Origin of the sequence: Streptomyces eurythermus (genome assembly GCF_014649115.1) — a bacterium.
Classification (GTDB): domain Bacteria; phylum Actinomycetota; class Actinomycetes; order Streptomycetales; family Streptomycetaceae; genus Streptomyces; species Streptomyces eurythermus.
The window spans coordinates 49,431-62,207 of the sequence record NZ_BMSK01000018.1 but is presented as its reverse complement, the minus strand read 5'-3'; the positions used below and the strand labels follow the sequence as shown (position 1 = coordinate 62,207).

Annotated in this window: 9 protein-coding genes; 3 read left to right on the top strand and 6 right to left on the bottom strand. The window is 72.1% G+C overall.

Translation table 11 applies throughout. The features are described from left to right. Positions 1 to 19: 19 nt before the first annotated feature. Entirely contained in the window at positions 20 to 1,225 is a 1,206-nt protein-coding gene (ftsY, locus tag IE251_RS30315; protein ID WP_189756176.1) for a signal recognition particle-docking protein FtsY, read from the bottom strand. Between the two features lie 170 nt (positions 1,226 to 1,395). On the opposite strand from ftsY, the gene IE251_RS30310 reads away from it, so the two are divergent. Beyond that, a complete protein-coding gene (locus IE251_RS30310; RefSeq protein WP_189756175.1) occupies positions 1,396 to 2,847 on the top strand; it encodes a cytosine permease in 1,452 nt (483 codons plus the stop codon). Positions 2,848 to 2,927: 80 nt separating this feature from the next. Beyond that, on the top strand, positions 2,928 to 3,899 hold the full coding sequence (locus IE251_RS30305) for an LLM class flavin-dependent oxidoreductase (protein WP_189756174.1): 972 nt from the start codon (positions 2,928 to 2,930) through the stop codon (positions 3,897 to 3,899). Positions 3,900 to 4,038: 139 nt separating this feature from the next. Here IE251_RS30305 and IE251_RS30300 read toward each other — a convergent pair whose 3' ends face one another. From IE251_RS30300 to IE251_RS30285, 4 genes are all read right to left on the bottom strand, one after another. Beyond that, positions 4,039 to 5,457 (bottom strand): sugar porter family MFS transporter, encoded by a 1,419-nt coding sequence (locus IE251_RS30300; RefSeq protein ID WP_189756173.1) that lies wholly within the window; start codon positions 5,455 to 5,457, stop codon positions 4,039 to 4,041. Positions 5,458 to 5,707: 250 nt separating this feature from the next. Beyond that, positions 5,708 to 9,529, bottom strand: a complete 3,822-nt coding sequence (locus IE251_RS30295) for an AAA family ATPase (protein ID WP_189756172.1) — start codon at positions 9,527 to 9,529, stop codon at positions 5,708 to 5,710. A 245-nt stretch (positions 9,530 to 9,774) separates the two neighbouring features. Continuing rightward, positions 9,775 to 9,978, bottom strand: coding sequence for a hypothetical protein (locus IE251_RS30290; RefSeq protein ID WP_030612740.1), 204 nt, complete (start codon positions 9,976 to 9,978; stop codon positions 9,775 to 9,777). Between the two features lie 379 nt (positions 9,979 to 10,357). Beyond that, a complete protein-coding gene (locus IE251_RS30285; protein ID WP_189756171.1) occupies positions 10,358 to 10,639 on the bottom strand; it encodes an acylphosphatase in 282 nt (93 codons plus the stop codon). A gap of 159 nt (positions 10,640 to 10,798) precedes the next feature. On the opposite strand from IE251_RS30285, the gene IE251_RS30280 reads away from it, so the two are divergent. Continuing rightward, positions 10,799 to 12,133, top strand: a complete 1,335-nt coding sequence (locus tag IE251_RS30280) for a CAP domain-containing protein (protein ID WP_189756170.1) — start codon at positions 10,799 to 10,801, stop codon at positions 12,131 to 12,133. A 35-nt stretch (positions 12,134 to 12,168) separates the two neighbouring features. On the opposite strand, the gene IE251_RS30275 is transcribed toward IE251_RS30280, so the two are convergent. Beyond that, the gene (locus IE251_RS30275) at positions 12,169 to 12,753 is read right to left on the bottom strand and encodes a flavodoxin family protein (protein WP_189756169.1); all 585 of its coding nucleotides are present in this window, start codon (positions 12,751 to 12,753) and stop codon (positions 12,169 to 12,171) included. Positions 12,754 to 12,777 lie beyond the last annotated feature (24 nt).

Here is a 12,777-nt window from a genome sequence, read left to right as displayed (position 1 = left end):
GGAACGTTCCCGGGACGGCTCAGTCGCCGATCAACGCGTCCACGAACGCCTCCGGCTCGAACGGCGCGAGGTCGTCCGCGCCCTCGCCGAGCCCGACCAGCTTGACCGGCACGCCCAGCTCGCGCTGGACGGCGACCACGATGCCGCCCTTGGCCGTACCGTCCAGCTTGGTCAGCACGATGCCGGTGATGTCCACGACCTCGGCGAACACCCGGGCCTGCACCAGGCCGTTCTGGCCGGTGGTGGCGTCCAGGACGAGCAGCACCTCGTCCAGCGGCGCGTGCTTCTCCACCACACGCTTGACCTTGCCCAGCTCGTCCATGAGGCCGGTCTTGGTGTGCAGGCGGCCGGCGGTGTCGATGAGCACCACGTCGACGCCCATCTCCTTGCCTTCCTTCACCGCGTCGAAGGCGACGGAGGCGGGGTCGCCGGCCTCGGGGCCGCGCACGGTGTGGGCGCCGACGCGCTCGCCCCAGGTCTGGAGCTGGTCGGCGGCGGCGGCACGGAAGGTGTCGGCGGCGCCCAGCACGACGCTGCGGCCGTCGGCGACCAGGACCCGGGCGAGCTTGCCGGTCGTGGTGGTCTTGCCGGTGCCGTTGACGCCGACGATCATCACGATGCCGGGCTTGCGGTCCTCGGGCTCGGTCTTCACCGTGCGGTCGAGGTCGGTGCCGACCAGGTTGAGGAGTTCCTCGCGGAGCAGGCCGCGCAGTTCCTCGGGGGTGCGGGTGCCGAGCACCCTGACGCGTTCGCGCAGCCGCTCGACCAGTTCCTGGGTGGGCTGCACGCCGACGTCGGCGGTGAGCAGCGTGTCCTCGATCTCCTCCCAGGTGTCCTCGTCCAGGTGCTCGCGGGAGAGCAGGGTGAGCAGGCCCTTGCCCAGGGCGTTCTGCGAGCGGGACAGGCGGGCGCGCAGCCGGACGAGCCGGCCCGCGGTGGGCTCCGGGACCTCGATCTCGATCTCGGGAGCCTCGACGGCGGGGGGCTCCTCGACGACGACCGCGGGGCCGCCCGGGAGATCCACCTCCTCGATCGTCCGGCGCGGTTCGTCGCGCGGCGTCTCGGCCTCTTCGCCGACGTGCGGCTCGGCCGGGGGCGCGGTGATGTCGGGCGCCTTCGGGGGCGGCGGGGGCAGCGGCTTCCGGCGCCGGCTGCCCACGATCAGCCCGCCGAGCGCGCCGAGCACGACCACGGCGATGACTACAGCAAGGATGACGGTTTCCATAACCCGACCAGTATCGGCCATGGGGTCCCCGAGAACCCCGTTTGTGGCTTTCTCCGAGAGACAAAGGCCACTTAACGCGAGGACTCGGAGCAAAGTACGATGGTGGCACCTCTATCCACGCGCGTAGAGTCCCCACGTCACCTTGTCCCCCCATGTCAGGCACCTCTTCCATGAGCAAATCCGCCGAGACCGAAGGCGCTCTCGAAACCCGCGGTATCGAGCAGGTCCCCGACCACGAGCGCACCGCGCGTCCGCGGCAGCTGTTCCCCACCTGGGTCGGCGCGAACATCAGCGTCCTGCTGCTGACGATGGGCGCGAGCCTCGTCGTCGCCTACCACCTGAACTTCTGGCAGGCCCTGATCGTCGCCGTGGCCGCGCCGATCGTGTCGTACGGCCTGGTCGGCCTGATCGGCATCGCGGGCAAGCGGGGCGGTGCGCCCGGCATGGCGCTGTCGCGCGCGGTCTTCGGGCAGCGCGGCAACCTGCTGCCCGGTTCGCTGATCTGGGTCGCGCGCTGGGGCTGGGAGACGATCAACGCGGTGACCGGTGCGTACGCGATGCTCACCATCCTGGACATCCTGTTCGGCATCAAGGCGAACAACGTGCTGGACATGGTGATGCTGCTGGCGTTCGTCGTGGCGACCTTCGCGATCTCCGGGCTCGGCATCAACGCCGTGCAGAAGTGCAACAAGTACGCGACCTATTTCTTCGGCGTCTTCTCGGTGCTGGTGCTGGGCTATCTGGTGGTGGACACCGACTGGTCGAAGGTGATGGACCACAGCGCCGGTTCCACGGCCTCGGTGATCACCGGCGTCGGCATGATCGCGGCGGGCGGTGTCAGCTGGATCCCCTCGGCCCCGGACTTCACCCGCTATCTGCCGCGTACGGCGTCCTCGAAGGCGATCGTGGGGACGGCGGTGGGCGGCGCCGGTGTCGTCGTGCTGCCGATGGTGCTGATGGGCGCGGTGATGGCGGTGTCCACCCCGGACCTGGCCTCGGCCAGCGACCCGGTGTCCTTCCTGGGCGAGATCCTGCCGACGTGGATCGCGGTGCCGTACCTGTTCATCGCGCTGATCGGCATGCTGCTGATCAACTCGATGTCGATGTACTCGGCGGGCTTCACCGCGCAGACCCTCGGCATCAAGGTGCCGCGGCACTGGGCGGTCTCGGTGAACGCGGTGATCTCGCTGGTGTTCGGCGGGGTGCTGATGCTGGTGGCGACCAGCTTCATGGGCTCCTTCATCGCCTTCCTGTCGCTGCTGGCGGTCGCCTTCTCCGCGTGGGTCGGTGTGTTCGGCGCGGACATGCTGCGCCGCACCGAGTACGACGGCCGGGCCATGGCCGACACCACCCGCACCAGCGCCTACTGGTACAAGGGCGGCTTCTCCCCCGCGGCCGTGGCCGCCTGGGCGGTCGGCCTGGTGTCGGGTCTGATGTTCACCACCTCGGACTGGTTCACCGGCCCGCTGGCGACGAACAACGTGATCGGCGAGTACGGCCTCGGCTGGGTCGCCACGGTCGTGATCTCCGGCGTGCTGTACCTGGTGCTGCCGAAGCCGGCGACGGCCACCGCGCCCGCGGCCGACGAGATCGCCGGGCAGCCCGCGGCCACCGGCGTCTGACACCGGCCGGCCCCCTGGCCATCTGACGTACCGTCAGCTAACGTCCCCCTCCACCGAGCCGTACCGGAGGGGGACTTCGCATGCCCGTCACGGTCGTACGCTTCAACCTCGTCGCGCCCGGCGCCCCTCCCGACGCCCTGTCCGCCCGTTACCGGGCCGCGGTGGAGATGGCCTGCTACGCGGACGCGCACGGGATCGCCACCGTGCAGACCGAGGAGCACCACGGCGCGGAGAACAACTGGCTGCCGTCGCCGTTCGTCTTCGCGGGCGCGGTGCTCGGGGCCACCCGACGGATCGCGGTGACGGTGTCGGCGGTGATCGGCCCGCTGCACGATCCGCTGCGGCTGGCGGAGGACATCGCCGTGCTGGATCTGCTGAGCGGCGGCCGGCTGGTGACCGTGGCCGGGATCGGCTACCGGCCCGAGGAGTACGCGATGTTCGGCGTCGACTGGGGCCGGCGCGGCCGGCTCCAGGACGAGTTGCTCCGGACGCTGCTGACGGCGTGGACCGGTGAGGAGTTCGACCACCGGGGCCGCAGGGTGCGGCTCACCCCGCGCCCGTACACCCGGCCGCATCCCCTGCTGCTGGTCGGCGGCTCCTCCAGGGCCGCCGCGCGCCGGGCCGCCCGGTTCGGCCTGCCGTTCTTCCCGAGCGCGCACCTGCCGGAACTGGAGGCGTACTACAAGGAGCGGCTCGCCGAGTACGGCACCGAGGGCTGGACGATGATGCCGGCCGCCGAGACGCCGCTGCTCCATCTCGCCGAGGACCCGGACCGGGCGTGGGCCGAGTACGGCGGGCATCTGCTGCACGAGGCCCGCACCTACGCCTCCTGGCAGTCGGCCGGGATCCGCTCGGCGGTGCGGTCGGCGGCCACGACGGTGGCGGAGCTGCGCGCGGAGGGCGTGTACCGGATCCTCACCCCGGAGCAGTGTCTGGCGCAGGGCCTGGACAGCCTGGTGCTGCACCCGCTGGCGGGCGGCATGCCGGTGGAGGAGGGCTGGCGCAGCCTGCGGCTGTTCGCGGAGCGGGTCGTCCCGGCGCTGGGGGGCTGAGCCGGGGCGCCCGGGCGGCAGGAACACCGCCGCCCCCGGTCCGGGCGGGTGGCCTGGACCGGGGGCGGCGGACGGTACGAGGAGAGGGCAGCGGGGTCTTGGCCCTTCTCCCCGAGTTCGGGAAGCCTCGCTACGAGGCTCAGCCCATCTCCTCCAGGGACTTGCCCTTCGTCTCCTTGACGAACTTCAGGACGAACGGGATGGAGAGGGCGGCACAGACGGTGTAGATCACGTAGGTGCCGGAGAGGTTCCAGTCGGCCAGCGACGGGAAGCTCGCGGTGATGGCCCAGTTGGCGATCCACTGCGCGGAGGCGGCGACACCGAGGGCGGCGGCGCGGATCCGGTTCGGGAACATCTCGCCGAGGAAGACCCAGACCACCACGCCCCAGGACAGGGCGAAGAAGAGGACGAACAGGTGGGCGGCGATCAGGGCGACCCAGCCCTGGGTGCTCGGCAGCTTGCCGTCGACCAGGTCGTAGCTGAACGCCCAGGCCTCCAGCGCCAGGCCGACGACCATGCCGACCGAGCCGATGAGGGCGAGCGGCTTGCGGCCGACGCGGTCCACGAAGATCATCGCGATCACGGTGCCGACGATGTTGATGATCGAGGTGGTGAAGGAGTAGAAGAACGAGTCCGACGGGTCGACGCCGACCGACTGCCACAGCGTCGAGGAGTAGTAGAACGCGACGTTGATGCCGACGAACTGCTGGAAGACCGACAGGCCGATACCGATCCAGACGATCGGCTTGAAGAAGAAGGAGCCGCCGAGCAGGTCCTTGAAGGAGGACTTGTGCTCGCTCTTCATCGCGTGCTCGATCTCGGCGACGCGGGCGTCGAGGTCGGTCTCCTTGCCCTCGACCTCGGCGAGGATCTCCCGGGCGCGCTCACGCTTGCCGGCGGAGAGCAGGAAGCGGGGGGACTCGGGGATCGCGAAGGACAGCATGCCGTAGAGGACGGCCGGGACGACCATCACACCGAGCATGACCTGCCAGGCCTCCAGGCCCATCAGCTTGCCGCGCTGGTCGCCGCCGGCCGCGTTGAGCAGACCCCAGTTGACCAGCTGGGAGACGGCGATGCCGACGACGATCGCGGCCTGCTGGAAGGAGCCGAGCCGGCCGCGGTAGGCGGGCGGGGCGACCTCGGCGATGTAGGCCGGGCCGATCACGGAGGCCATGCCGATGGCGAAGCCGCCGATGACGCGCCAGAAGGCGAGGTCCCACAGCGCGAACGGCAGCGCGGAACCGACGGCGCTGACGGTGAACAGGACGGCGGCGATCTGCATACAGCGGATGCGGCCGATGCGGTCGGCTATGCGGCCGGCGGTGGCGGCGCCGATGGCGCAGCCGATCAGCGCGATCGCGATGACCTGGGCGAGGGCGGCGGAGCCGACGTCGTAACGGTCCCGGATGGCCTCGACGGCGCCGTTGATCACGGAGCTGTCGTAGCCGAAGAGGAAGCCGCCCATGGCGGCAGCCGCCGCGATGAAGATGACGTGCCCGAGATGTTCGGGGTGAGCCGACCTGGCTCCTGACTGAGGTGCCTGCGCTGTGCTGGTCACGGTGTAACTCCTCGGGCCACGGCAACGCTGCCGGGTGGGGGCGAGCCCTTACAGGTCTCCAGTGGCGCATACGGGCGGTCCACTCACACCTGAAGGTAAAAGCAACGTTGCAGAGACTATGCCTTCAAGTTTCGAAGTCAATAGTTCAACGACTGTGAGTTTTCAGATACGTCTGACGATCTTGCGTTCAAGAACTGAACGATCCACGAGATGATCTTGAAGGGATCCCTGGTGAACCCGGGAAAAGGGGCTAGCGCAACCGCTGGGAGATGACCTTGGAGACGCCGTCGCCCTGCATGGACACGCCGTAGAGCGCGTCGGCCACCTCCATTGTCCGCTTCTGGTGCGTGATCACGATCAGCTGCGAACTCTCCTGGAGCTCCCGCATGATCCCGATCAGCCGCTGGAGGTTGGTGTCGTCCAGCGCGGCCTCGACCTCGTCCATGACGTAGAACGGGCTCGGCCGGGCCTTGAAGATCGACACCAGCAGCGCCACCGCGGTCAGCGAGCGCTCGCCGCCCGACAGCAGGGAGAGCCGCTTGACCTTCTTGCCCGGCGGACGCGCCTCCACGTCCACGCCCGTGGTCAGCATGTTCGCCGGATCGGTCAGCACCAGCCGGCCCTCGCCGCCGGGGAACAGCCGGCCGAAGACGCCCTCGAACTCGCGGGCGGTGTCCCGGAAGGCCTCGGTGAAGACCTGCTCGACGCGCTCGTCGACCTCCTTCACCACCTGGAGCAGGTCGGCGCGGGTCTTCTTCAGGTCCTCCAGCTGCTCGCCGAGGAACTTGTGCCGCTCCTCCAGCGCGGCGAACTCCTCCAGCGCCAGCGGGTTGACCTTGCCCAGCTGCTGGTACGCCCGCTCGGCCGCCTTGAGCCGCTTCTCCTGCTCGGCGCGGTCGAAGGGACGGGGCCGGTTGCGCGGGTGCCCGGGGTCCTCGGGCAGCCGCTCGCCGTCGGCGGGGGGCGAGGGCGGCACCGGCTGGTGCGGCCCGTACTCGGCCACCAGTCCCTCCGGTTCGACACCCAGTTCCTCCAGCGCCTTCGTCTCCAGCTGCTCGATGCGCAGCCGCTTCTCGGCGCCGAGTACCTCGCCACGGTGGACCGAATCCGTCAACTTGTCGAGTTCGGCCTTGAGTTCACGGCCGGCCGCGCGGGCGGCGGCCAGCTCCCGCTCGCCCCGGGCCTTGGCGGCCTCGGCGGCGGCGCGCTCCTGCTCGGCGCGGGCGAGGGACACCTCCACATGCGCCAGCAGCTGCCGGGCGCCGGAGGCGACGGCCCCGGCCACGGCCGCCTCGTAGCGCAGCCGGGCCCGGCGCCGCTCGGCACGCGCGCGTGCCTCGCGTTCGGCGCGGGCCGCCCGGTCGAGCGCGTCGGCGCGTCCGGCGAGCCCCTTGACCCGCTCCTCGTGCGTACGGACCTGGAGGCGGGCCTCCATCTCGGTCTGCCGGGCGTTGGCCCCGTCGGCGGCGAGCCGGTCCCGGACCGAGATGTCCGGCTCCTCCTCCACCGGTGCCTCCTCGGCCACGGCCAGCCGCTCGGCCAGCTCCTCGGCCTCCTGTACGGCCGCCTCCAGCGCCTCCTGCGCGCGGGCCGCGGCCGCGGCCGACCGCTCGGCCTCGCCTGCGGCGCCGCGGGCCTGGCCGGCCAGGCGGCCGAGCTGCTGGGCGACGGCCGACTTCTCCCGGTCGGCGGCGCGGCGCCGCTCGCCGAGCTCCTCCACGAGGGTGGCGGCCCGGGTACGGCGCTCGGCCGCCGCGCGCTGCGCCTCGGCGAGCTCCCGGCAGCGGACCTCCAGCTCGGCCAGTTCGGCCGCGGCCTCGTCCACGGAGGCCTGGACCTCCAGCAGGCTGGGGGCGCCCGCGGAGCCGCCGTGCGCGATGTGGGCGCCGAGGAGGTCGCCTTCGGCGGTGACCGCGGTCAGGTCGGGGCGGGCGCGGACCAGGGTCTCGGCGTCGGCCAGGGTGTCGACCACGACGATGTCGCGCAGGACGCGGCGGACGGCGGGCATGAGGTCGGCGGGGCCGTGGACGAGGGTGGCGGCGAAGAGGGGTACGCCGGGTTGGGGGGCTGGGTCGCCGTTGTCGGGTGCGGGAGCGTCGTGGCTCGTCGCGCAGTTCCCCGCGCCCCTGTGGGGCGCTGTCCCGCCGTGGTCGAGTGCGGGTACGTCGTGGTTGCTCGCGCCGTTCCCCGCGCCCCTATGGGGCGCCGTCCCGCCGTGGACAAGTGCGGGAGCGTCGTGGTCACCCGCGCAGTTCCCCGCGCCCCTTCGGGGCGCTGTCCCACCGTGGACGGGTGCGGGTGCGTCGTGGTCGCCCGCGCCGTTGCCCGTGTCGCTTTGGGGGGCCTCTTCCGGGGCTTGGGTCAAGAGGAGGGTGGCTCGGCCGGCGTCCTGTTTGCGGAGGAGGGTCAGGGCCTCGGTCGCTGCCGCCGGGGTGGTGACGGCGAGGGCGTCGGCCGCCGTGCCGAAGGCCGCCGCCAGCGGGATCTCGTAGCCCGGGGTGATCCTCAGGAGTTCCGCCGCCGGGCCGAGGATGCCGGTGAGGCGGTCGCGCGCGCCGAGCAGTATGCCGGTGCCGTCCTTGCGGCGCAGGCCCAGCGCCAGCGCCTCGTGGCGGGCCTGGGTGGCCGCGCGGCTGCGCTCGGCGGCGGTGAGGGCGTCGCGCGCCGTGCCGAGGGCGGCCTCCGCGTCCGCCAGCTCCCGCTTCGCGGCCTCGTGCCGCTCGGCCAGGTCGGCGTCGCCCGCGTCCAGGCCGTCGACCTCCGCGCGCAGGGCCTCGTACTCCTCCTGCGCGCGCACCGCCCGTTCCCGCGCCTCGTCGCGGGCCGTGGCGAGCCGGTCGATCTCCGCCTGGGCGGAGGCGACGCGCGAGCGGGCCGCGTTGACCTGCCCGGAAAGGCGGGCAAGGCCCTCGCGGCGGTCCGCGATGGCGCGGGCGACGTCCTTCAGCCGGCGCTCCTCCACGGCCAGCTCGCGCTCCAGTTCGGCGCGGTGCGCGACCGTGTCGTCCAGCGCCCGCCGCGCCGCTTCGAGGGCGGCCTCCAGCTCGGCCTCCTGTTCCCGGACGCGGGCGGCCTCGCGTTCCAGGTCCTCGGGGTCCCGGCCGCGCCGCTCCTCGGGCGGGGCGGAGGTGGCGCTCCTGACCCGGGCGTCGGCCAGGGAGATCGTGCCGCGGACGCGTTCGGCGAGCTGGGACAGCTCGTACCAGGTCTGCTGGGCGCGCGTCAGCCGCGGGGTGAGCCGGCGGACCTCGTCCTCCAGCAGGGCCTCCTGGTGCAGGGCCTTCCTCAGCTCCCGCTCGGCGGTGTCCTTGCGTTCCTTCAGCGCCGCCTCGTCGGCGATCTCCGCCTGGAGGGCCGCACGCAGCCGCACCAGATCGTCGGCGAGCAGCCGCAGCCGGGCGTCGCGGAGGTCGGCCTGGATGACGGCGGCCCGGCGGGCCACCGCCGCCTGCCGGCCCAGGGGCTTGAGCTGGCGGCGCAGTTCGTCGGTGAGGTCCTGCACGCGCGCGAGGTTGGCCTGCATCGCGTCCAGCTTGCGGAGCGCCTTCTCCTTGCGCTTGCGGTGCTTGAGGACCCCGGCCGCCTCCTCGATGAAGGCGCGGCGGCCCATGGGATCGGCGTGCAGGACGGAGTCGAGCTGGCCCTGGCCGACGATGACGTGCATCTCACGGCCGATGCCGGAGTCGGAGAGGAGTTCCTGGATGTCCAGCAGCCGGCAGGTGTCGCCGTTGATCTGGTACTCGCTGCCGCCGTTGCGGAACATGGTCCGCGTGATGGTGACCTCGGCGTACTCGATGGGCAGGGCCCCGTCGGAGTTGTCGATGGTCAGGGACACCTCGGCGCGGCCGAGCGGTGGGCGGCCGGTGGTGCCGGCGAAGATGACGTCCTCCATCTTGCCGCCGCGCAACGACTTGGCGCCCTGTTCGCCCATGACCCAGCTGAGCGCGTCCACGACATTGGACTTGCCCGAGCCGTTCGGGCCGACGACACACGTGATCCCCGGTTCGAACCGGAGCGTGGTCGCCGAGGCGAACGACTTGAACCCGCGCAGGGTCAGGGCCTTGAGGTGCACAGCCCCTGGACTCTACCCGCCGCTCCGGCTCGGCCGACGAACCCCCGCCGCCGCGCGGTTTCGTCATTGACCACGCAGGGCACACCAGATGTTAAAGAAGGTGAAAGGATGCGGGGGTAAAGAACGAAGGGACGCCGAAGCGTCCCTTGCTACTCTGACGACTGGATCGCAGTCGTCCGATCAACTGAGCGGTTGATACGGGCAACCCGATCACTGTCTCTGCTGTTGTGGAGCTGATGCAGCGATCAGGTGAGCGCAGGCTCCGCCTGGTGTGCGTCGATGCTCTCCATGATCCTCTCCTGAGAGGCGGCAGCCGTCAGCGCTTCGTTCTCGGCCTGGATCCGTCCGAGCTCGGACTCCAGGTCCTGTACACGCTGCTGCAGCCGTCGCATCTCGGCGAGGAGTCGAGGGTCGGAGCCGCCGACGTAACCGAGAAGCGCCTTTGCCATGATGGATGGTCCTCCACAATGAGTGACCGACCGATGCGGTGTGGGTCGTGAGGGATTCGCACCCGCGGTGCTTGGCACATCCGGGTGTTGCTCTGCTGTTGTTCCATGCCAAACAGCTAAGGTGCGCGGGGCTTTCAGCGTCTCACCAAAAAGTTTGACGGTCAACACGATCACGCCCTGTATTGGGGGGCAAACCGGGGCGCACGGCCGGGAACACGGCGGTGCTGTGGCTCTCCGGGCCCCTCAGGGCGTGGCGACCAGCAGTACCTGCGGAGCCTGCCATGCCCCGCTCGCCTTGGCAACCACCAGGGCGTTTTCACTCCCGGCGGGCGCCCGCGGCGCCCGCGGCGGCCCGGCCGGAGGGCGCGGCGGGACCGGATCAGCGGATGGCGAAGCCGTCGTAACCGCCGCGCGGTGTGTCCCAGATCTCTGTCACACCGTCCACGCGCCCGGGCGTGTCGGCGCCCTGGAGCCAGTCCAGCAGCCCCTCGCAGCCCTCGCGCGACCCCTCCGCGACCACCTGGACCCGGCCGTCGGCCAAATTGAGAGCAAAACCACTCAGCCCGCCGATCTCCAGTGCCTTGGCCCGCGTGAACCAGCGGAATCCCACGCCCTGCACGTGTCCACGTACCCAGGCGACCAGTCGTACGTCCTCGCTCATGGGTGCAACCTAACCGGCCGGTGCCGTCCGGGACACGTCGCGCCCCGGCGACATCGGGTACCGTCCGGACCCGGTGAATCGTGGCTGAAACCCACTCGAAGGAGTGGAGCGGATCGGCCACACGTACGAGGAACGCGTACGAGGAAGAGGGCAACGATCATGGGACGCCACCGACGCTCCGCCGCCGGAAGCGACGACCCTCGGCACGCGCACGACCCTCGGCACGCGCACGACCCTCGGCACGCGCACGACCACCCGCCCTCCGGGGAACGCCCGGTCCCCGCGGACATCGGGCCGTACCCGGCCCCGGAGGCGTACGCCGAGGCCACCGCGAAGGCGCGGGCCTATCTGTTCGCCACGGACGACGAGCCGGCGCCGGCCGCGTCCGAGTCCGGATCCGGGACCGGCTCGGGCTCCGGGGGCGGGGACGCGGGCGGCAAGGCGCGTGGGGGCGACCGGCGCTGGTCCAAGGCCGTACGGCCGGTGCGCGCCGCTCTGCTCGGGGTGTCCGTGGCCGTGGTCCTCGGCGCGGCCGCGGTGGGCTCCGGCGCGGTGCCGGGCCTGGAGCACTACCGGCTCGGCGGTGGTACGGACACCACCGGCGGCCGGCGGCCGGGGGCCGTGGCCTCCCCCGGCAACACGGCGAGCGAGCAGGGGGGCACCTCGGGCAGCGTCGGCGCGGGTGCCACGGCGGGTTCCGGGGACGGTGGTGCCACGGCGGGTTCCGGCGACGGCGACGGCCGGCCCACCGGGTCGTCGGGCCCGTCCCCCTCCGGCGCCGCCTCCGCCTCGAAGCCGGCGCCCGCCGGCTCGGCCCCGGCGCGGACGGCCACCCGGAAGCCGTCGCCGACCACCGGAAAGCCGTCGCCGAAGGCCGCTCCCCGCAAGACGCCGGGAACCGGACGGACCGAGCCTGCCGAGCCGCCCGCACCGGCCGAACCGTCCGGCCCGGCCAAGCCGTCCGCGTCCGGCACCCCGGCCGAGCCCGCGCCCAAGCCCAAGCCCAGCAAGCCGAAGGCCACCCCGTCCCGTACGGCACCTCCTACGGCGACCCCCTCCCGTACGCCCGGGACCCCGGCCCCCGCCCCCTCCTCCCCCACGGACACCGTGGCGCGGGAGGCCGCCGTCGAGGCGGAGGTGCTGAAGCTGGTCAACGACGAGCGGGCGAAGGCCGGGCTCGGCGCGCTCGCGGCGAACTCCGCGCTGACCGGGCTGGCCGAGGCGTTCAGCGACGACATGGCCGCGCGGGGCTTCTTCGCCCACACCGACCCGGACGGCAGGTCGCCGTGGGACCGGGCGGCGCGGGCCGGGATCACCGGTCTCGGCGCGGAGAACATCGGGCGTGGGCAGGCGGACGCGGCGGCCGTGCTGGCGGCCTGGATGGACAGCCCCGAGAATCGCGCCAACATCCTGAACCCCGGCTTCACGACCTTCGGCGCGGGGGTCCACCTCGGTCCGGGCGGCCCCTGGTGGGCGCTGGAGTTCGGGAGCTGAGCCGACCGGCCCCGGGACACCCGACCGGGGACGGTCTACGCCGCCGCGCGCCCCAGGGCGAAGGTCTTCGCCGTCTGCGCCACCCGGCGGCCCAGGTGCTCGGCGGTGGCGATGTCCGCCTTGTGGACGCCCTCGGGCCCCTGGTCGTTGTTCGACTGGGCGGCGGCGCCGGCGAAGAAGCCGAGGCGGTTGAGGTCGTTCTCGGAGGCGGTGCTGCTGTTCCAGCCGGGGAGCAGGCCGAGGTTCACCCAGTGCATGCCGTGCTGGGCGGCCAGCGTCTGGAAGAACTGGAGGGTGTGCAGCTTGTCGCCGCTCTTGGACGCCGAGTTGGTGAAGCCGGCGGCCAGCTTGTCCTGCCAGGCCCGGCCGAACCAGCGCTGGGAGGTGGTTTCGGCGAAGACGTGGAAGGCGCCGGAGGCGGTGCCCATGTAGGTGGGCGAGCCGAAGACGATCGCGTCCGAGCGGTCCAGCGTCTCCCACTGGGCGTCGGTGATCTCGTCCACCTTGATCAGGTGCACCTCGGCCCCGGCGTCGGCGGCACCGGCGCGGACGGCCTCGGCGAGGACGGCGGTGTGGCCGAAGCCGGAGTGGTAGGCGATGGACACCACGGGCGTGGACATGGGGACTCCTTGGAAAAGCGGCGG